The sequence below is a fragment of the Phormidium sp. FACHB-592 genome, assembly GCF_014695795.1.
Lineage (GTDB): Bacteria > Cyanobacteriota > Cyanobacteriia > Leptolyngbyales > Leptolyngbyaceae > Stenomitos.
Genome location: NZ_JACJOZ010000028.1, coordinates 21,862 through 43,757, shown reverse-complemented (window position 1 = coordinate 43,757; position 21,896 = coordinate 21,862). Strand labels below are relative to the sequence as shown.

Here is a 21,896-nt window from a genome sequence, read left to right as displayed (position 1 = left end):
TTTGCCACGGACTATTGGTAAAGCGTTACGAACCCAAAGCCACGGCTGGCTTGTTTAGGATGCCCATTCATAAGTAAGGCTAACTGGACGATCGCCTGTTCCTCCCTGGACTACTTGCCAACTGGCACAAACGACAAAAGCTCTATGCAGCAGCAGTTTCAGCTTTTTGTCTGTTTGGTTAGTTGCGCTTTGAGCAACTCACCCAAGCAATAAACTAAGGCTTAAAATACTGATGTTGCCGAGTCTTTTTGCTTGAAGGCGTTCCCGTAGCCTTTAGACCAAAACCAACGTTAAGGCTGAAGCTATGCTGTGATTGCTTGCTCTTTTCAAGCCTACCGAGTGCTGTAGCCATCACTCCTGTCGTCAATTTGTTTTTCAAACAGTCACCACACCAAGGGACAGGTACTTTTGGATTCCGACATCACGGTCAGGCGCTTCAAAAGCAGTTCAACCGATCCTTACCGTTGGTTTATGGTCCGTTTGTTACGGGAACGTCATTCTGAGCTGTGATACTAAAGATTTCCTGAACCAAAGCTACCCAATCGACCCGCTGGCAGAGCGGTTGGGATCAGGACCAAACTTATTTTCACCCGTTGTACCCGGCGTCACGGCGAAGACAAGGTTCACGATGGGGACGAGCAACCACCAGCCGCTATGCTCTGTGTCATGCATCCGACGCACGCCAACTGCAAGACTCGGCAGGAAAACGGCAAGTTGATAAATGGTAGACAGCACACTCTGGTCGGTGTTTGTGGCACCACTCAGCAGACCGCTGATGAAGCCCAACACAAAGGCGAAAATAAAGTTGAAGAGAAAAAACATCCAGTATTCTTGCCGACTGGCGCGTCCGCTAAAAACGGCATATTTCTTCAATACTTTCACATACCAGTGCATGACTTGCTGCTCCTTTAAGGCTTGTCTCGGTTTGGTTGCGGCGCTAGCAGCAAGGGACAGTCCGTAGCACCATTCCTCCTTACCAGGCTCAAAGACTCTGCCTACTCAGATCCTTGTAGAGCCGAGGCAGGCGAATTGCTTTTAGTCTTCCCAACTATGAGCATCGCGAGCCGCTTGAGGCAAAATCTTTTCGGTGGGTCAATAAAAGCTGACTGCTGCTATCTCTCTCACTCACTAACTATTGCAGAATAGTTAATGGGTGAGAGAGTGGACTGGAAAGGCTGCTGCGAAGGGATTTGAAGAGTGTAAGGTCGGAAGGTGGTCTAGAGGGGCGACGTTCAGCTCATTAAGTAATTAGGCTAGGATGCTGGAAAGTTAATCACGTCGAAAGGAGATCGCGATGCCGTTTCCCAAGGGTCAAAATCCCAATCATCCCACTGTTGGATCGACCATTAAAGTGGAACCCATTCGAGATAAGAAGGCGATCGCCCGTATCAAGAAAATTCTGGCCGATCGTCCCCGTGATTTGTGCTTGTTCACGCTGGGGATTAACACGGCTTATCGGGCCAATGAGTTGCTGTCACTCAAGGTCGGGCAGGTGAAGAATCTGCAAGCCGGGGAGGTGCTCGACTTGAAGCAGCGTAAGACGCACAAGTACCGCCCCGTGACGCTGAATGCGACTGCTGTCGCGTCGATTCAAGCCTGGTTAGCGAGCGGGGACTTGAAACCGGAGGACTATTTCTTCACAGGACAACGCGGCTGTTTGACGGTGGAGACGATGAGTATGCGGGTGAAGACCTGGTGCCAGGATGTCTGACTGAAGGGCAACTATGGTAGTCATACCCTGCGGAAGACGTGGGGCTACTGGCAGCGGCTAGAACGGGGCACGGCGATTCCCCTGCTGATGGAAGCCCTTGGGCATGCGACGCAGCAGCAAACGCCAGCGTATCTAGGCATTCAATCGAATGAGATTGCGGCCATCTATGAGTTAGAACTATGAATCATTGTGCTTTCGGCGCTCATTATGATTGTGCAAGCCTCAGGGGACTTGTGCTCTCCCAGGGGAATGCGAATCGGTCAAAAAATAAGTATTTATGCTCATAAGAGCAGGGTTTACACACCTCTGACACGAGGATTTTCAGATTAACTTCCTAGAAAGGATGTCTATACAGGCTTTGCCAACTCCCCAGTATTCGGGATCTACCGACTCAAGGTATTTTTTGCTCGACTGGTTGGATAACGTTCCCGGTCAGCGGTTGCCGTACCCCTTGAACTCAGTGCCAGCGGCTTCCTCCAATCCGCTGCACCGAACAATTCGGTGCAGCCTCTCACGGACGGTTCCGGAGTTCCTCAACGGCGTGGAGAATTAGCGGATCGTTTGGATCTGTTGTTTTCACATTTTTTGAGGCGATTCCGTTTCCCGTCAAAGCTGTGACCAGAAGCGTACCGGGAGTCTGCGACAGTTCAACGCGGTAGCCGGTCTCAAGTAGCGGAACCCAGTAATCCAAGGACTCGATCACCTTAACGTTCCGCTCGGTTGCTCGTAGTGTGCGTAATTCTGGCAGCAGGTCTTTAAGATAGACCATGCCGATCGACGTAATGGTTGATACGCGAACAGACGCCGCCTTGTCTTGGAGTAGCGTCCTGTATACAGCAACCTGAAACTCTAGCGGAAACGAGCGAGACAGATAAAATGCCAAGCCACGCCGAACAGCCGCAAACCGATGGTGGGCTAGCTGGCTAATATGGGTGCTAAGCGAAGGGTCATTGAGCGCCAAGTCCATAAGGACGTAGAACCCCAGTTCTCTCTCATTAGCATTGCCGTCCGCCACGAGCTCGAACGCTTTTTTAATGGCAGGTTCTGGGCTATCGCCACTCCGCGAAAGCTCCCAGCACGTGATTAACTCCTTGCGCCTGTCGGGAGCGCGCTCCGAAAGGCGGCGCTTATGTGCTGCAATAACTCGCTCTGTCCAAAGCATATGATTTAGCCGAACGACCACGTTCAGCGGATGCAAGCAACATTGAGGAAAACACTAGAAACTTTCATTCCGCTGCAACGTGCTTGTTCAGCTGTTTAACCAATTCAATCACGCCACTGCGAGGCGATGATGCCTCGTCTACCCCTAACCCAACCCACTTCAACCTTGAGCCGCCATCCTTCATACACAGCGTCTTGCAACCAGCCTTTGCATTCCTCTAGATCAACGACACGACCATCAGGCAGCAGGCATTTTACATCGTAGCGATCGCCAGCAAGTTCATACAAGTCGTTCCAAGCTTCAATCCAGCGTTGCTCAATCTCTGCCTTATTTGTCATGACCGTATTCTCAGTGGTTGCAGCCGAACGATTAATAGACAGAAAGTTTTTGTATAACATTCCTCTACAGGTGTTTAGGCAGAAATTTTCCGTATAGAACCCATTTGAGATCTCTAGGGGAAGCTGCTAACCTTTTGATCATTTTAAGTTAGGTAAGTTAGAGGCAAGGTGAGCACTCATGCGGAAATGGCTCCAAGCACTGGTCGATCATTTTTTACCCGCGATCACTCCTGTGCAGGAGACACCCGCAGGTCGGGCACCAGCGATGCTTCCAGCGATGTCCACACAGCAAGCTTTCACCGTCACTGAGCGAACACAGCTACTTCAGACACTTTTTGCACTCCTTTGGCAGCGGAACGAATGGAACTATGAGCAATGTCAACTGCAATACCGCGATCCCGTTGAAGGGAACGCCCGGCTAGCTAACTATTGGAAGCAAGATCTAGCGATGACTCGCCAGATCAATCAATTGGAGCACCAGTACGAAGCGGGTGTCCCCATTATCCCTTTAAGCCGTTGCCCCTACTGTCAAGCCATTAACTACCACTCGTTCGATGCCTATGACCTAGATGGCTTATGGTGGAGGAGTGTCCTTGGCTTCTTGGACGACGGAGTGGGTGAAAGTGCTGTCCGTCCACGGGAGCAGCATCGCCTGTGTCCTCATTTTTGGATGCTCTCGGGTGCGCTCACTCCAGGGGAAAGCTTTACCGTTGCACCGATGATGGTTACACCAGGACCCGACGTTCCCTTTGTGGTCACAAGCCTCTTTCAGCACTCCTCCATCCGGGTCGTGATTTCTAGCCTGAAGGTAGGCGTGCATACCGCTTACCCGATCGCCTACTACAGTGAGACGAAGCCTGTGGACCTAGCGTATCCAGTTGCCGAGTGGGCAAACAATTACGCGATTTGGGTGCAGGAAAATGGACGAATTCAGCAAGGGCTTCATGCCCACTACAGTCCTGCGCCCTACCAATTCTGGGATGAAGATTTTGAGCTTGCACCCTGGATAGAAGGAGGACAAGTCTATTGGATTGGGTCTGGAGATGAATCGTTGACATTACAACAAAGGACAGAAGGATGCCCCTATCTCAACCTGCCAGGTCGTCGCAAGAGACTTGCTATCCATCAGGGCAAGTGCTGGGTGTGGGGGGAGGATGAGTCTTAGCTTAATTTTCTATGTAGGTATGAACTCCCACTCTTTGTCGGTTAAGTCGCTGGAGTAAGGCATTTATTTTTGGTTTTAGCCCATCTAGATAAAGATCTCAAATGGGTTCTATAACATCCTCGTCTAGGGTAAATACGCGGGATCTTTCCGCAAGATACTCTGACTTGAGTAGAGAAGCAGAAGCTTTCGGCAGTGCGACACAAGGTGGCATGCTTTCGGTGAGAAGTGGAAGAAGCTCACAACCTTGGACTAAATTTGGCATAAATCGCTCATTGGTTATAGTCTGAAACCTCGATACTCTCGTTTCTACCAGTGCCTGTGTGCAAGCTGAAAGGCCGATTCTTGCGTTTCACTTCTGCTGGATGCAGCAGGAGGGCATGAAAGTTGCCGAAACCGTTCATTTTCGGCAGTTTTGCACCAGTGTCTCAAAACTCATTCGCGCCAGACTGTTGTGAGAGTTTGATTCTGAGATGGGTTTCGAGACATCAGAAAGCCGATGCTGCCGTCAAGGCGAGATCGCCCTTCTCAACCTCTCTTTTGCCACCGTTTTTGAGAGGCTTAGGCAAGCTAGAAAGAAAGAAGCAACTGAAGCTTAAGATGTGAAAGACGTTAAAAATCTGTCCGAAGGTTGTGAAGACTGATAGTCTGTTCTATGAATTATTTCAGTCCTCGCCAGGAGTCTTACTAGAGCTGATGGGCATGCCTCCGGCACAGGGAGGAAACTATAGCTTTGTTAGTCAGGAAGTGAAGCAAACCCGATTTCAAATTGACGGTGTTTTATTGCCTCATGACCGTCTTGCTGACTTACCCATCTATTTTGTCGAGGTGCAGGGCTACCGAGACAGGCGCAAGGGGGAAAACTTTTACTACGGATTTTTCAGTGAGATTCTTTTATACCTCAATGACTATCGCCCTCAAAATGATTGGCAGGGTGTGGCCATCTTTACTGAAAGGCGCTTCGATCCTGGGTTGCCCCTACACTTTCGTGAGTATGCTTCTGGAGGAAGGCTCCAACGGATTTACTTAGATGAGACACCTGAGGATTGGGAAGGTCATTCTTTGGAAGTTTCCGCAATTCAGTTGATTGGGGTTAATGAAGCGATCGCTCCAGAGAAAGGGAAGGCGTTGATTGAACGAGCCAGAGTAAGCATTACGGATGCAAAAGCACTGCAAGACATTCTAGAATTGATAAGTACCATCTTCATTTACAAGTTCGGCAACCTGAACCACAAGGAGATTGAATCAATGCTCGGGTTAAGTGAACTAAAACGAACCAAGGTTTACCAAGAAGCCAAGCTTGAGGGGATACTCGAAGTGGTACCTGTGCTACTTGAAACAGGTTTGACGGTAGAACAGATTGCAACACGGTTAGGCTTAGATATCGCGACGGTCAATGAAGTGGCTCAACGACCTTCCATGCCAGCTAAGAAACAAAAAACGGTTACCCCAAGGCAGACCAGCAAGAGAACTAGGGGCAGAAAATCTTCTGATAAGTCTGATTAACTCAAGGATATTTTAGGATTAATGGCTTTTAGGAAGAATCACTGCCTTCTTTGGCAACGAGCCTATCAGCCTGTTAAAACCTTTTCACTCTTCCGATATTAAAGCTTCTAGTTTGATGAGTAAAGCTTGAGCTTGCTTCCATTTTTTGGGGTCTTCCCATAGCTTGGCTTGGATCACTCGGCGAGAGAGAGATTCAACGGTGGCTTTGGGAGAGGTTTTGTCTGACTCGGGCCGAAGGTCTTTAATTCGTTCCCGAATTTGGCTCAGGGAAAGGTCTTCTTTAATTGCTGACTGGAGCAAGACTTGACGTTGGGTTTCGTCCTTTATACGGGCGATCGTCTGAGCCTTCGTGTAGGCAAGTTCACCCTGGCGCAGAGCTTCTAGAACATTCCCTGGCAGATTCAGCAGTGGAAGTCGGTGATTTACGAAAGATTCCCAAGACATTAGTCCTAGACCTGTGAAGACGCTTTCGATCGCTTCGATTTCTGAGTTTCCAACAACGTTGTTGGAAGATTTTTTGCGCTCATATTGGAGGCGGTGCAAGAGGGGGGGGAGATCACTTATAGCTTGGTTAAGTTGAATGCTAAGCAATTGCAGGATGCCTTCAGTTTCTTCGACGGGGTTGAGGTCTTCCCGTTGTAAGTTTTCGACGAGGGCGAGTTGCAGGGCTTCGGTATCAGTCAGTTCCCGAATGATAACGGGGATTTCGTTTAGTTCAAGCTGTTGTGCCGCTCGGTAGCGCCGTTCTCCAGCAACAAGTTCATATTGACCAGGTTTACCCTCTACTGGACGCACTAGGACAGGTTCCAGGATGCCGTGTTCTTGAACAGATAGAACTAATTGTTTTAGCTTCTCTGGGTCAAAGTAGCGTCGAGGTTGTTGGGCAGGCAAGCCAATTGATGCAAGTGGCAGATTACGATCTCCTACTGCTTGTGTTTCAACCTGGTCGAGGCTGTCACGCAGTTTGCTTAGGCTACGCCTTGCCATAGTTCAATGCCTCCGTAAAAAGCTGTTCGTATTCTTCAGCAGCGACTTTGGCAGCTTCGCCTGACATATTAAAGACGGTCGCTGATTGACCGGGAGCATCAGCGATTGCTGTACGACGGTAAATAGTTGTTTCTAGTAATTTGATACCAGAAATGTCAGACAGGGCGGCTCTGGCTTCCCGCAGTAGAATACTACGTTTTTCAGCTTTGTTAAGGAAAATTGCAGCATGGGGTTGTCCCTTCCGCACCTTCTGGACATTGTGAACCAATCGCACAATTTTCTCGGTGCTTGCTAGATCGAGTTGAGCGGCTTGAACTGGAATCAATGCTAGGTCAACTGCTAACAAAATGGATTTGGTGGTTTCGCCCAAAACGCCGGGGGCATCAATAACGATCGCGTCGTATTGATCGGCAAGGTCAGTGGCAGTTTCAAACAACTCTTCAGGATCATCAATAACGCGGAACTCTAGGCTCATATTTCGTAGCCACTGGCTAGAGCTTTGCTGCGAGTCAGAGTCTAGGACCAGGGTGTTTTGCTTGCGATGATGACTCAACCAGTAGGCAAGATGAGCCGCTGTTGTGCTCTTGCCCACGCCTCCTTTCTGGTTGATCACTCCGATTAGCATCTGTTTTTGAGTGTAGGGATGCGATTTGAGTATAGCGGAGAGAGGTAATGACAAATCAATTTGAAGAGATGACTTTGGCAGAATGAAGCGGATCAGTAGCTTTAGTGAAAATTAACTACATGGTAAACTATGCCGCTTCTGTTACGGAATGACTTTCATCCCACGTGAGACCGTCAGCCTTGATTCCTCTTTGATGAATTCGCCAACGGTACCCGCTATTAAAACTAGGCCTAAATGCGCCCGCTGATCCAATTAGAGCAGATCACTATACTCCAGGCATTGATTGATCGCTAAGCAACTGTACAAATCAGCATAGCGAAAGCATTTGAAGATTTACCTGATGAAATGAATTAGCATCTCTGGACGTTTACATATCTCCTTGGAAAACTGAGCTTCATTAGTAATGAGATGATTGGGGTCATACACAACGAAAAGAACACGGCGATTATTATCGCCATACTTCGTTATGTCTTCTGCAACATCTCTAGTAATAGGGCGTTTATCAGACTTTTGTCGTACATATTTTAGTTCAATCCATAAGCGCATGGATTCAACAGACCAATCAGGTTTGGTGAAGGATGATGACCAGGACAAAAATGGAAACTCCCGCATCAAATCACTATCGTGACCAAGAAGAATACCATCGCAAATTTCTTGAAGGTGAGGTTCGTCTTTAGGTTTATGAGTTTGGCAGGCAGCTGGCAATCCAGCTTGGAGTAGAGAAATAATTCGTTCAGCATAGCGTCGCCAGGAGGATTCAAGGTGCTCCTGACCAAAAACCATTCTCAACATTGAGGTTGGTTCGAGTCTCCCACTCATCAAATTATCAATATAAAGACGCAGTTGCTCTTGCAAAACGCGCTGCACAGTTTCTCCATGACGCTTATGCATATCAACAATCTGCTGAGCGACTTCTCTAGATTTAGGTACTCCGCGTACTGCACGGCTCAGTTCCGTAGAGAAACGGGCAACCATTTCGTCATCACTCATCAAATTTAATTCGAGGGCATGGCGCACATAGTCCACTGCCATATTCTTCTCATAACCCTCTTTACGGGGACCTGCAAATACATCAACTTCGTAGTCTACTTCAAAGTCATTCTCCTCCTGCCCAGTAGCAAACATAGCAATTCTGCGATCGATACACTGGCTGCACGTTCCACAATGCCATTGAGTTCTCGGCTTAAACCTTTCATGGGCACAAGAACAACTGTGAGGAATTAGATGACTACCACCATTCTGAGCAATGACAGATACAACTTCTGCTTTTGTTTTGAACAAATAAGGGTTATCAACTTCAAAGGCTCTCTCAAGCACCAATGAGTACAATTTTTTGAACAAGTCTATAACACGCGGATGTGTTGTTCGGGATGCTCTAGCTCGCAGAACCTCATCAGCCACAGGAAAATTTAAGCTAACTACCCCGTTTTCAAAAAAACGTACTCCCTTCGCCTGCATGGATTGGGCTACAGCAGTCCCTAATGCTGAGTACAGGAATGACCGGGTACGTTGGGTTGACTCTCGTCCCAAATCTTCTTGCTTATTAATCCATACAGGAATGTGAAGAACCTGTACCGGGTAAGTCCTTCGTAGCTCTGCTACAAGTTTTTGCAAACGTTTACTTAAATTGGGAGCCGATCGATGGCTAACTAAAACAAGGTTCTCTCCTTTAGCAGCGGTTTCCACTGCTCCAGCAAGGGAGTCTAACCCTCCTGAGCACATTAAAACCCTTTCTACATTGGAAAAAGCCCAGTCTTCTTGATCGCTAAAATCTAGATACAGTTGTTGTTCTTGCTCCTGCTGAAGCAAACAGAACTCAAAACTATACTTATCATCAGAGAGAAAATCGAGAATCTGAACCAGTAGTTTTTGAATGTCAGATTGCTGCCAGAAGTCCAAATCGCGTACCCCAATCACAAACTGGAAGGTACGGCTCCATTTTTCAACGGAATTCTGTTTTGCCCAACCTTGTCCTCGTGGAGTAGCACAATCAGCAGAGTAAACGTAAGCAGCAATTTCGAGCAGATCTGTCAGCCGAGGTGACAGATGTTTCATGAAGACCTTTGCAACGTCCTCTAACTTGATATTGACGTTTGCAGAAGGTCCAGACACCATCAAATCTATAATCTGATGATCTGTAAGCCGAGCATCGCCGGATGGGAGAATCGCGCCATTGCATAAAAACAGACGGGGGGCTGTCATACTTCCCCCCGTTGTTGTTTCAGTTCTGCCTGTAGCTTCTTCAGCGCAACAGCCATGAAGCGCGAAGATTTATACAGATCAATTCCTTCTTGAAATTCTGTTTTTGAGTACCACTGTCCACAAAATTCATAGACGATACGGGCACTCTGCTCACAGTGGCGTTGTAATGCCTGATTAAATTTAGTGATGTCCCCGACTTGAGGGAGGCGATCGCCATCTAAATGAGCAGCAGTGACTCGGCTGAGGTAAAAATTAAGAAACCGAGCCATGAAGCGACCGAAAAAGACCTGCCCTAGCTGAGAGAAACCATTTTTTGTTGAAAGGCTGCGAATAACTGTTTGCAATTCATCGCGGCTACTATTGAGGAGAGATAGTTGTTCTACGCTTGCCAAGGCAGCGATCGCTTCCCCTGCTGCTTTTTGAGCTATTTCGCTAACATCGCTGGTACGTGAATGCTCAAGCAAATAGTCATCAATGACATTTTGAAATTCGGCAGTTAGGTCAAAAACAGTCGCATCCTCTTGAAGATGCACGCCCAGATTCTCTAACTGTGCTTGCCAATCTTCTAGACGAGCCGACAGCACAAGCTGAGTGAGCATGTAGAAGACATACTGCAAACCAATGTCCTCTATTGCCGCCTTCAGTCCATTTTGAGCCGCATCTAATGCTTGAATAGCAACATTCTCGATATCATCAGCTAATAGAACAGCACTACCGCCACCCGAACTCTTTTCACCAGCAATCAAAGAGACTACTGATTTCCACTTTTGGGTTTTAGGGATAGAGCCGAGGCGGGTGTGCCCCATGATTATGCTGCCTTTTAGATAGGTACTTTAAGTAGATTTATCATCATTCAAGCCTTGTTGAAGCCCTAATATCAAGTTCATCTAGAGGTTCTTCGATCGCTCCACTAATCCAGGTGCGATCAAACTGACTTGTGGTATTAGCTTTGATCTTGATTTGAATAGTCATGCTATCAGCCCGATCTGACAAGGTTTGCAAAACCTCAAAAAGTTGAAAGATTTTTGACTTATCAGTAATTGCCTCCAAGCTATAGCTACGAGCAGGTTGTTTCCCATCCACCACCGCAACCGTCACAGTACGTTCAACTGAGCTGCTTTCAGATTTGTATTCAACAGTCTGCTGATTATCGTTTGCCGTTTTAGGGATACTGCCAGGAACATCCAGAAAGCCATCTTGTCCTTCAGAGGAACTTGAGGCAGTGCCTTCTACGTCTGGCTGGTTGAAGTCATCTTTGGGCTGTAGAGCAGCACGAAATTGTTCAACCAATTGGGGAGTGAGTAGGTAGCCAGACAAATCTAATTCATCAGCAGGAATTGATCGCTGATAACTCAATAGATTCAAATTCTCAATTCTTGGGCTACCTGTGGAAGGAATAGTCACATAAGGAACATAGCCAATTAACCCTTGCTCAATCGCCTTTAGAACTGCCTGCTGAATGCTCTGTACATCTAGCATCTTAGGAAAATTAGGGAAGCGGAAAAAGAAACTGACCAGATCATCTCCTTTGATATAGCCAGTTTCAGAGGTTTCTAATCCAGAAAGTTGAACCAACTTAGCGGGACGGAGAGAATCAAAAACATGGCTCTTCAAGGCATCCAGTACCCGGTCTTGCAAATTCTGACTGGTATTAATCTGAGATTGAAGATCAAAGGTTTCTAGATAAATTGGCTTGGTGCCATCCGGACAGGGTAACGGAAGTAAGATGTAGTCGTAGAGACGGCGTAAGGCTGCGCTAATCTCATTGGCAGCGTCTTTTTCTTTCCCCGTTAACTCTTCAGCATCTTCAGGACTGAACTGGTATTTTTTCCGCTGCTCCAGTAGAGAGGCGATCGCCAGAGCAACTCTGGCACCTTTTCTAGCTTTATCTAACTGAACTTTATTGGGAACCACAAACGCCAAAGCGTTTTTATAATCGCGCTTGTCATTTCCCCGATACTCTAGCCAATTCAAAGCTTCTTCCAAAGCAGTTTCTCGGCTTTTTTCTGCCCATTCAGGGCTAAGATAGACAACGGTAAATTGAGAAACATGATCGGAGACGGCAAAAGAATCCTTAGCCCAGAGAGAAACCTTACCACCGCGAAACCCTTGCAGCAGCTTGTTCAATTCTGTGCGGATTTTTTCCAGAACATACTCTCCAGCAATTTTGCCCTCCTCGTCAGCAATCAGCTTATTCAGGTTTGGTTTGGTTTCAAAGCGGTAGCGTTTAGCAACATAGTGGAGGTAGAGTAAGTTTTCCCGCAGATCACTGAGGGTTGCAGTAATGATATTGCGATCGAGTCCTGGCGTAAGGCAAGATGCGGTGATCTCTTGTTCTAAGACACCTCGATCTTCGCCGCTACGGGCACCAAAGGAATACATCAACACAGCCGAGGCAAGGCGTGTGCCAACTTTGAGATGACTGAGTGCCGGAGAATCTTGAGCGATTCGATTGTCTACGGTTTTAACCTTGGCTTTCCTACCAATTAAATCAGCTTCAATGACTGAGTTATATCGTTCACGCTCCCCAACCTGTGTGAAGAACGCCCCTCTCACTGCCTCATTGTGAAAAAGTACATCACCTGGGCTGATGAGCAAGAACGTATGCTCTTCTTTCCAGAGGGAGTAAACGACACTAGCCAGAAATTGGAGCGCACCACGAGTCCGCTGATAACTGGGCAATGTTCCCCAGCGGTGATACATCAAATCCAGCAAATCAGGATGGAACGGGTAACTAAGTTGAATTCGTTCTGCCAGGAGAGCTGCTTGCTGCTCCACTTCTTGTCTACCGCGATCGGTTTCGACATAGCTTTCGCGGAATTTGCGGAATAGGTCAGCTTGTTGGTTCGCAATTTCTTGAATGGTGGCAGGATCGCCAATGCTCTGAAACAACCGACGTTGGACAACCTTCATCACCTCGTCGCCGGAGACAGGCTCTTTCTTGGCATCATTGCGCGAAACTAATTTATCCAGAGTACCGAGCAGACCTTCATTGCCCACAGCTTCCTGTACACTTGCCTGGAGAGAGTAAACCAGAACGGTTCTGGGTAATTCCGCGACGACATCAGGCAGTTTTTTGATGAAGGTTAGCACCTGCTTACCGAGTGTAGAGTCCTTAACTTCCACACCTAAAGCGTTCTCAACGTAGTTGAGAAATTCATCTAGCAGAATCAGTGTCGGACGATCTCCAATAATTTTGCGCCATACGTCATTACCGGGGGCAACTCGTTGTTCATCGTCTGCCCGAATAACTTCATAGGCTTCCTTGCCACCCAGTTGCCAAGCCAAATAGCCCCAAGGGGTTAATATCTGTGGGCCGTCAGGAATCTGAGTTCCCTGAGTCGCACTAAAGTCATCGCCAATGAAGGTGGCAACATCTACAGTGCCGGGGTTCGGCAGTTTTGTAAAGTCTGGATGCTCTAATAAATCCTGGCGATTTTTAGTGATGTGGTAGAGGCTGATTAAGGCATGGGTTTTGCCGCCCCCAAAGGGAGTCCGCAGTTGCAGAACGCGATCGCCCGGTTCGCCACACAAACGCTGCACCACACTGGCCAGAAGACTCTTTAGTTCTGAGGTAAGGTAAGTGGCTGCAAAGAATTGACCAGCATAGCGATAAACGGGAGGACAAGTCGGGTCTTTTCGCACCACCGCCCCTAGTTTGGCAGCGTAAACGGAATTATCAAGTTTGCCATCCAGAATGTCTTGATGGGGAATGGCAACTTGAGCCCAGGGTTTGAGTTGGTATGCGCTGCTCATAAGGTGTGTGGAGGTAAACGATGGGGATATGGTTAGCTAACGCCGACCAGCTCAGAGTTTGGTTGGAGAGTGGAAACTAGAATGCCGAGAATTTTGTTGATTTCTTTGATGTAGTAGTCGCTGACATCAATAAAGGCAGTTTGTCCTTCGAGCTTGAGGAATTTCCAATCGGTGCCCGTGGTAACGGCTCCATAGACTGGATCGGTTGGGTTTTTCTCGTGCTCATTAAACAACCGAGCCGCAATCATGGTGGCGATGCATTGCCCTAAGCCACTGGGAATGCTCTCGTTTTTGGCTTCCACGATCGTCAGCACTGGGCTAGTGATGTAGTACTGTTCGGTGGAACGGCTCAAGATGAAGTCGCAGCGTCCTTCTAAGCCTTGGGCTGGATCGACTTCAAAGGTACTGCCGGAAAAGACTGAAATTTGGTTGTGAAGCAGTCGTCGGACTTCGATCAAGATGGGCATGACCAGCAATTCAGACCGCGCTTTTTCAGTGTTGATCGCACTGGCAAGGGGTAGTTGATCTTTGAGGGTGAGGGTCAGCAATTCACTGGGGGCGATCGCCTGGGTTTCGGCAAACAAATCTTGGGTTTCGTTGGTAACGATCCCGAAGTCTGCTTTAACTTTACTGAGGGTGAAATTGCTGTATGCCATTGGTGTTCTCCCTGCTCCTGCTTTAGCGGCTTTGAGTGAATAAGTTGTCTTCGACCAGTCTCTTCCAGGATGCTAACAAGGTATCAATGGCAGCTTGCTCTTTCGTGCGCTGGGCTGTCGTAGTTTCCTGCCCGGGTTCTGGGGTGAGGGCGCGACCAGCAAGGGCTTGAGCGACCAGGCGTAACTGGGTTGCATCCGGTTGGGCAAGGCTGAGGAGCATGGGAATCTCTGATGGCTTGTGGTCTGCCAGCCAGAGGAGGCGATGCAGCACGTCGATGAGCGTTGGAGCAGCCCCAATTCCCTGCGGTGTGACGTTGAAGGTTTGCCGCCCTTCTGTGCGCTGAATGCCTAAACCCTCAAAAGCACCTCGATCGCTGTAGTCGTTGAGTTGAATGGTGCTTTTAACTTTTTTGACGAGTGCCAGCTTGCTATCGGTCAGCCCGCCCACGCCGTCGAGTTCGACCCCGACCCCTTTAGCGAGGGTGTTGGCTTCGTCAAACTCAACTGCCAGTTCTCCATACTCGTAGCGACCCATGATGTAGTACTGGGTGGGTTTGTCTACCAGGCTCACGCCACGTCTGTCGCACTGCATGACACTGGTAAGAACGGCTTCGACAACTTCTTTTTGCACTTCGCTTAAAAAGGAGTTCGCGTCAAGCTCGTCACCGTTAGGCAATTCGACCCGTTCGTATTGGGTGTAGGCGCGGAGTCCGGCACCAATGCAGGCAATCACTAAATCGGCTCCGCTTACACCTTCTGCCATCAGGGTTGTGACTCGTTCGCGGACGATTTGCGAGAGTTCTGGTTTTACGTCTGTTGCATAGTCACCAACAGGTCCATCTTTACGCTTACGGGCAACCAGGAAAATGCTAGAAGCGAGTGCGGCTGAGTTGGTAGCGCGAAGGCGAGTGCCCATTTCAGTATCAAGAGGCCATGCTTCGGTAATAGTAAAACCAGCACGCCGGAGGGAATCAATTAAGGTTGACCAGCCTGCTGTCGTTTTATGGGCATACACTACAACCATCATGCCCTCTGCCTTTAGCACTCTACTTCCCTCGCAGAATGCCTGGTGCATCATATCTTCGTAAGCCTTTGCCGCCTTCTTTTTGTCTCTATCGTGGCGGATCGGTTCCATGATGGCTTCATTCTTTTTGGGTGTAAGTTGTCCTGAAAGATGCTCTGGGTAGAGATGCCCAATAGATCGCTTCAGCCAGATGTAAAAGAAATCAGACAAATCAGCGTATGGAACGGAATCAAAGTAGGGCGGATCGGTGATGACTGCATCCAGTGATTCAGACTCTATCGGTAAAGCCATTGATGAGCCACGCTTGCAAATTGCTGGCTCTCCACAGTTGGCTTCCTGTTTAATGACATTTAGAATCCAGGGGAGGGAATTACTTGCGCTTCCAGAAGTGATGCCAGTAGGACATCCTTCTGCAAAATCCCATAGCATTGGTAAGGCTTGCCTAACAAATGTGTGGTTAACTCCACTGGCTGTAGGATTTGGGTCATAGGTACATAAGGTACTGGCTCGATCGGCAACCCTGTTGAGCATTAAGCCAAGATAAGTAGTGATCGCCTTTCCAAGCTCTTCTTCATATCCCTTTTGCTCCATTTTCTGATGCGCCAACCTGACCCACTTCGCAAATGTCATTAGTGCCAACAGTTGCCGAGAAGTAAATAAATCAGCCCATTTTAGAAGTCCATAGGGTTGCACTCGAAATCCGAGTGTTCCATATTCTGGTAAAGGCTCTGCTGGGATCGTTAGTTTTGTCTCTTCACAAAGCTTGCTTAGCCGCTCTTGTAACTGACTTTCATTTGGAATATAGCTATCAAACTGTTTGCCGGCTAAGTAAGTTTTTCCTTTCTCCCCTGTGGTTGTACAAACGAGCGCCATTGGTTGTTGATTGATACGACCTGCAACCCCTTCCTTTTTGATGTATTTAACATCCAAGGTTGCGCCGCAATGTCGGCAGGTTGAATTGCCTCGTGAACTACCCGCAGCAGGATCAAACCCCAATCCCCTCTCAGTCTTCGATTCCACTACATCAAACTCAACCCGTTTCGTTTCATGATTCGGGATGGTTTTGAGGGCAACATACTTGTCTTTCTTCTTACACAACCATGTTTGCCGAACCAATGGTACTTGTGCCCCACAAGCCGGATTGGGGCACTTTACCGTTCGCGTCCATAAATAAGCTACCGAGGTCAGTTCATTAGCAAGCTTCAATTGCTTCGGCTTCCCAGAAACCAGCAAACTTAACTGCTCAGACTGTTTTCCTGCCACTTCACCTACCTTGATCGGTGGGTACAGATCGCCAATCTCCTCCCGCACCTGCTCAATCACCCAGTTGCCCCACTTCTCCACCTCATCCGCCAGCTTCTTGCCATACTTCTGTGGGTAAACCAGGGTACAAAGCTGGATGATGTGCGCCACCGGATTCAGGTCAACCGCATAGGTCTCACACCCCAACCGTAGTGACTCCAAGGGGATTGCCCCACCCCCAGCAAACATATCCAGTACCTTGGGCGGTGGCACATCTTTCAAGGGCGTATCAGAAGGCAAACCCAGACGATCCCTCTGTGCCTCTAAAATCTGCCGTCGCGCCTTCTTAAGGGTGTCTTCGCCCGCTTCCCACTTGCACAGGTCAATCATTGCCTTGCTCAAAGCCGTTCGCTTCTGGCTCGTTTCTGGTGCTGCGACCAATGCGGCAAACACTGCTGCCCTTGCCGCTACCAGGGGTCGTCGCGCCCACCACAAATGCAATGTGGAAATATGACCCTTGCGGATCGACTTTTCCCGTGCCGCTTGCACAGAAATCTCACGAATGGGAATAAAGTCTTCAATGAGGCGACGATCCTCTCTCAGAGGCATGTTACGAGCGTTGGTCATAGTGTTCATTGCCAGCTAACGCACAGACTTCAAAGCGGTTCAAAATTCGTTTCCTTGCTTTCGGTCCCTTCCCAGCAGCACGAATAGCGGCAGAGGGGAGGTGCCCTTCAGGAGCCTGCAAGCTATAACGTCGATTGCCTCCAGGTTGCCAGACCTGGTTGATGCGCCAGCCCACGCGATCGCCAAAGCGATTCCAATCCGCTTCTACCGCTTGTAATAGCTTGACCTGCACGCTAAACCCAAACCGACCCTCAGAATAGTGAACCCATAGCTGGTCGATCGCCTGCAAAGCCTCACAGTCAAACGTGTCGATCGCTGGACCCGGCAAATAATCAACCCGCCCAATCACCTGCAACAGCACCTCTCTGGTCTCCAGATCAGCGTCTTGCCACTGCCCCTGGCTTAAGAAGGCCTCAAGTTTGCGATAGTCTGCCCCGACAGCTGTGCCCAGAGACTCAACCTGAGTTGGGGATGACTCCTGGTAAAACTGCTGTTCAACTTGGGACAAAACTTCGGTGGGCAGATGCTTGAAAAACCAATCTCTGGCAGTGCCAAGCCCCTGATCAAAATAGATACTGGCTAAGAGGGCTTCTACGCCATCAGTCAAGTTTTTAGGACCCACCATGCCAACATGGCGGATGAATTTTTCTAGCCCAAGCCCATCGGCAATGACCTCCAGAAGGGGATCATTCACTAATTTGTCCCGGCTAACTGACAGTGTGCCTCGATCCCGTCTGCCTCGGCGCTGGTAGAGATATTCGAGCACAATAAAATCCAGCAACGCATCGCCCAACAATGCCAGTCCTTCATTATGGTCTTCAGGCTTTGGACCTGCTACAGCATAAGAACGTTCTGTAATCGCTGTTTGAAGCAAAGCTTTATCAGAGAATGTGTAGTCGATCGCCGTCTCTACCGCTTCCAGATTGCTCGTTGGTCGATTGCGGTCAATCGCTTGCTGGCGCTTTGGCTGAGGCTGAGAGACATTCAAAAAATGGCTAGCATACCAGTTCTGAGCAATCTCCAACCCCTGGTCAAGATAGACGGCTGCCAAAAGAGCTTCAAAGGCATTAGTAATCTCTTTCTGACTGATTTGGTTGTCTTCGCTTGTGACTCTAATCAGTTCACTGAGCCGAATTTTGGCTGCAAGCTGCTCCAGATGGGTGTCCATCACCAAGCGATCGCGCTCACTTGAGAGAAAGCCTTTGCCCAATTGATTCCCATACATCCCATAGAGAGACTCAAGCACAATCAAGTCAAGCAGTGCATCGCCAAAGACGGCAAGCCATTCGTTGTGAGCTTCGGGAGTCCCTAGATAACGGGCATACGTTGGGCGCGTTAGAGCCTGCCAAAGCAACGCTTGGTTGTGGAAGGACAACCCGATCGCTGACTCAATTGCTGTAACATCACTCATACCATTGCCTCTTTTACTTAGTCAGTGAACCGGGTTTCAATACATCTTTCTCTGCGGTGCGGGTAATCGCATCAGCAGGCACTAAGTAACGAGTGACTTGCTTAATTTCTTTAGCGTCACCGACCAGAACCTTCGCTGGATTTTGGATCTTCAACAGCTTTGGCTCGCTGGTTTTGCAACCCCAAACTACATAGAGCCAATAGGACTCTCCCAACTGCTGTGCTTTTCGCCACTCATTGGAAGTCAGTGAGACCTCCTCATTCGCTTGTGCCCGTCCTTTCACCTCAATCCGCCGCACGGGGGCTATACCAGTCTCCAGGTCAATGGGTCCCAGACTACGAATGTCAAACCCACTACCATCCCGGTTTTGGCTCACATCTTTTGGCTCCCAGCCCCTCTGCTGCTCATACTCCATGACATACCGCATGGCAAAGGCTTCGACTTCCGGATCATTCTTCATCCCTGGCATTGCTGCCACTAAGGCTGGAGCCGGGTGAACGATCGCACAGCCCAAGTAGGCAACCCGCCCAAAGCTGACGATTTTGAGGTAATCCAATTCACTCTGCTTGGCTCTGTAACGTTCCTTGAGGTCTTTCACGCGCTTTTGAGCACTGTCTCGTGCCACGCGATAGGTTTCATCCCCTGCTGCTACCTTTGCTGCTAGCTTCATTTGCGTAGATTGACCGTCCCGAATGGCAGCATCCATCGCTTTCTCCAGATAGTCCTGCCGAATGTCTAGCTCACGCTGTCGCTGCTGCTGCTCCTGCTTTACCATTGGCACCTGAATCTTGACCTTCAGCCACTTCTCAAGGCGCTCTTGCTCCTGAGGTGCAGGAGCGGTGAGGGCTTGGGAACCGGGAGGAATCGCGTCAGCATTAGCAGGGGCAAGATCATGGAGACAGTCGGGGGAGATTAAGACCAATTCGCCTGCTGCCTTTTCCAAAACCGCGCACAAAGTGGCTTTCAATACCGCTGCCTGTCCTGTTCTTTGTTGCCCAGCCACCTGAAGCTCAAAGAAGTAGATCCGGTAAGGCTCATCGGCATCCGCATCTAAAAAGAGGGCAGACCCAGTGCAGATGGCATTATCCAGTTCAACATCTAATCGCTCGGCGATCGCTGCAAACAACGGATGACCTGGCGATAACAGCTCAGCATCCTGGTGATTGGGGTTAGCCATTTGTTCCTTATAGAAGGAAAGCTTCGGATAATTCTTATCGACCGTACCCAAGCGCCGCACTGCTTCTAGATTGTTAGAGCGAAATTCCTCTTTGACATAGGGCACTCGCCATAGCCCATCGGCTCGGACTTCTAAATTGACACTTAGAAACTCACACGATCGCTTGAAGAACTCCTCGATATAGCGGGGCATCAGCCGCTGCTCTTCCGAGCGAAAGTCCTGGGTCTGGGTACGTCGAATTTGAGACAGGTCAACGTGACTTGTCGCTAACGCCAGACCGGTTGCTTGCTCCAGTGCTTCTAAACGGTGAGGATCAAGTTGCTCCAGTTGCTCTAGGGCGTTTTCTTCAGAAGCCTTGCTATAGGTCGCATCCTTCACCATGTCCTCAAAACGAATATCGTTGAGTTGCAGAAGCTGACCGACCACATCAAAGACGCGATCGCCCATTGCCTTCCGAATCTCCTCCAGCTTAGTCAACAGCTTTTCCAGTACCCGACCTTCTACCGTATTGATCGCCACAAAATTGAAGATGTAAACATCCTGAGTCTGACCAATGCGGTGAATGCGCCCCATGCGTTGCTCTAGTCGGTTGGGGTTCCAGGGAATGTCGTAGTTGATCATCAACCGACAGAACTGAAGATTGATGCCCTCCCCGGCTGCTTCTGTTGCCAGACAAATCTGGCTGTTGAGCTGAAAATTCTTCTGAGCTTGCTTACGAGCCAGCGGGTTCATACCACCATGAATCTGACAGGTGGTATAACCCCAAGCCTCTAAACTCTGCTTCAGGTAAGCCAGGGTGTCCCGATGTTCGGTAAAAAGCAGCAGCTTTCCCCGACCGTTTTGAAGTTCTGAGAAAAGCGATCCTTTCAAGCACTCCTTTAACTGGTTCAGCTTCATCTCAGTACCAGCGGCAATCGTTTGCTCAGCCAGCTTGACCAAGCGCTCCAGTTCATGCAGCTCATCGCGGATTTGCTCCAACCGCTCTGCCGTTGTAGACTCGATCGCTAAACTCTCTTGCTCGTCCTCTTCGTAGTCGTCGCTTTCTTTCTCCAAATCGACTGGTTTACTGAGATTAAGCAAGCGAGCGTGCTGCTCTTCTGGAGACAGCCCCTTTAACTCCTCCAACAAATCAGCAAACCGTTGTCGCCGTCGTTTTAACGAACTGAAAATAGCATTCAGACTACTCGCCAAACGGCGTTGTAAGACGGTGCGCGCTAAAGCAACGGCTGCCTGTTTCCGTCCCTTGGTTTTCCCCAAGAACTTGTTGATGTACTTGGTGACTTCTTTGTAGAGATGCTCCTCCTGTGGTGAAAGCTCAAAGGGAACGGTTTGGGCAAACCGTTCCTTGAACAGCTTCCGCCCATCAAAATCTTTGAGTTCCTCCTTGATACGTCGGAGAAACCAGGGGCTATTCTCCATCCGTAACATTTCTGGGTTGATTTGATCAGAGACAAACTGTTCAGGGTCCAGCAGCCGCAGAAAGTTATGGAATTGGTCTACATTTCCCTGATGTGGTGTAGCCGTGAGCAGCAGAATGCGTTCGCAGTTTTTGGATAAGGCCTCAACTAGCTCATACCGTCCAGTGCGCCTTAAATCATCTCCCTGGGTCCGAGCAGAGCACTTGTGCGCCTCATCAACAATTACCAAATCCCAATCCACTTGAAGAATGCCAGGCGTAATATCATCTCGTTTGGCAAAATCAATGGAGGCAACGCACTGGCGAAAGCGCTCCCAGGGATTACCCGCTAGCTGTCCCTTCGCCAGCGTGGAGTTAATCACCTCAAACGTTTCAGAAAACTTGCTCTTCAGCTCGTCTTGCCACTGCAAGGTTAGAGGGGCAGGAGCCAGAATCAACACCCGATCAATGGCTCCCCTCAGCTTCAACTCCTTAAGAAGCAACCCTGCCATAATGGTTTTGCCCGCACCTGGATCGTCTGCCAGCAGAAACCTGAGTCGTACCTGCGGCAAAATCCGCTCATAAACAGCCTCTAGCTGGTGCGGCAGAGGACGAACTCCGCTTAGACTGACTGCAAAGTGAGGATCGTAGGCAAAGGCCAACTTGATCCGTGCTGATTCAATAAAAAGGAAAAACTGATTGCCATCGACTGGAGCGGCTGAAGCTTGGCTCTGTGTGCTTAAAATTTCCTCAACTTCAGTAGTGCCGATGTACGCGTCCCTCAGATCACCTTGCTGAGTACGAACTCTAAGAAGAACAATATCTTCGACGATGCTGGCATCCTCAACAGTAACAGTCCCATTAAATTGTCCAGGGATGGAAATCCGTTTGCCAACCAGTTGTGCTTCCATCAG

At 48.9% G+C, this 21,896-nt stretch carries 15 protein-coding genes; 3 read left to right on the top strand and 12 right to left on the bottom strand.

The annotated features are described in order from the left end of the window. Window positions 1-534: 534 nt before the first annotated feature. Window positions 535-894: a DUF805 domain-containing protein gene (locus tag H6F86_RS05995; protein WP_190447200.1), complete on the bottom strand. Its 360-nt coding sequence runs from the start codon at window positions 892-894 to the stop codon at window positions 535-537. Between the two features lie 400 nt (window positions 895-1,294). Here H6F86_RS05995 and H6F86_RS05990 point away from each other — a divergent pair, with 400 nt between their 5' ends. Then, entirely contained in the window at window positions 1,295-1,711 is a 417-nt protein-coding gene (locus tag H6F86_RS05990) for a tyrosine-type recombinase/integrase (protein WP_199305116.1), read from the top strand. A 511-nt stretch (window positions 1,712-2,222) separates the two neighbouring features. Here the strand turns inward: H6F86_RS05990 and H6F86_RS05985 are convergent. After that, window positions 2,223-2,873 carry a hypothetical protein gene (locus H6F86_RS05985; protein ID WP_190447199.1) on the bottom strand — a complete coding sequence of 217 codons (651 nt, stop codon included), beginning with the start codon at window positions 2,871-2,873 and terminating at the stop codon, window positions 2,223-2,225. A gap of 104 nt (window positions 2,874-2,977) precedes the next feature. Beyond that, complete coding sequence (locus tag H6F86_RS05980) at window positions 2,978-3,211, bottom strand: hypothetical protein (protein ID WP_190447198.1); 234 nt, start codon at window positions 3,209-3,211, stop codon at window positions 2,978-2,980. A gap of 178 nt (window positions 3,212-3,389) precedes the next feature. Between H6F86_RS05980 and H6F86_RS05975 the strand changes: the two genes are divergently transcribed. After that, a complete protein-coding gene (locus H6F86_RS05975) occupies window positions 3,390-4,376 on the top strand; it encodes a hypothetical protein (RefSeq protein ID WP_190447197.1) in 987 nt (328 codons plus the stop codon). A 630-nt stretch (window positions 4,377-5,006) separates the two neighbouring features. Then, on the top strand, window positions 5,007-5,879 hold the full coding sequence (locus tag H6F86_RS05970; RefSeq protein ID WP_190447196.1) for a DUF2887 domain-containing protein: 873 nt from the start codon (window positions 5,007-5,009) through the stop codon (window positions 5,877-5,879). A gap of 84 nt (window positions 5,880-5,963) precedes the next feature. Here the strand turns inward: H6F86_RS05970 and H6F86_RS05965 are convergent, their stop codons facing one another. The 9 genes from H6F86_RS05965 to H6F86_RS05925 all read right to left on the bottom strand — a co-directional run bounded on the left by H6F86_RS05965 (window position 5,964) and on the right by H6F86_RS05925 (window position 21,893). Continuing rightward, entirely contained in the window at window positions 5,964-6,866 is a 903-nt protein-coding gene (locus H6F86_RS05965) for a ParB/RepB/Spo0J family partition protein (RefSeq protein WP_190447195.1), read from the bottom strand. After that, window positions 6,853-7,491, bottom strand: coding sequence for a ParA family protein (locus H6F86_RS05960; protein ID WP_190447194.1), 639 nt, complete (start codon window positions 7,489-7,491; stop codon window positions 6,853-6,855). The genes H6F86_RS05965 and H6F86_RS05960 overlap by 14 nt, the downstream gene beginning before the upstream one ends. A 333-nt stretch (window positions 7,492-7,824) precedes the next feature. Further along, complete coding sequence (locus tag H6F86_RS05955) at window positions 7,825-9,693, bottom strand: 7-cyano-7-deazaguanine synthase (protein ID WP_190447193.1); 1,869 nt, start codon at window positions 9,691-9,693, stop codon at window positions 7,825-7,827. After that, window positions 9,690-10,499, bottom strand: a complete 810-nt coding sequence (locus H6F86_RS05950; protein ID WP_190447192.1) for a hypothetical protein — start codon at window positions 10,497-10,499, stop codon at window positions 9,690-9,692. Before H6F86_RS05950 ends, H6F86_RS05955 begins: the two co-directional genes overlap by 4 nt. Before the next feature lie 43 nt (window positions 10,500-10,542). Continuing rightward, window positions 10,543-13,449 (bottom strand): DUF499 domain-containing protein, encoded by a 2,907-nt coding sequence (locus H6F86_RS05945; protein WP_190447191.1) that lies wholly within the window; start codon window positions 13,447-13,449, stop codon window positions 10,543-10,545. 32 nt (window positions 13,450-13,481) lie between these two features. After that, entirely contained in the window at window positions 13,482-14,105 is a 624-nt protein-coding gene (locus tag H6F86_RS05940; RefSeq protein WP_190447190.1) for a hypothetical protein, read from the bottom strand. Window positions 14,106-14,127: 22 nt separating this feature from the next. Then, on the bottom strand, window positions 14,128-16,980 hold the full coding sequence (locus H6F86_RS05935) for a DUF1156 domain-containing protein (protein WP_206756010.1): 2,853 nt from the start codon (window positions 16,978-16,980) through the stop codon (window positions 14,128-14,130). Between the two features lies 1 nt (window position 16,981). Beyond that, window positions 16,982-18,409 (bottom strand): GUN4 domain-containing protein, encoded by a 1,428-nt coding sequence (locus H6F86_RS05930; RefSeq protein WP_190447189.1) that lies wholly within the window; start codon window positions 18,407-18,409, stop codon window positions 16,982-16,984. A 13-nt stretch (window positions 18,410-18,422) separates the two neighbouring features. Then, window positions 18,423-21,893 (bottom strand): helicase-related protein, encoded by a 3,471-nt coding sequence (locus H6F86_RS05925; protein ID WP_190447188.1) that lies wholly within the window; start codon window positions 21,891-21,893, stop codon window positions 18,423-18,425. Between the last annotated feature and the right edge of the window lie 3 nt (window positions 21,894-21,896).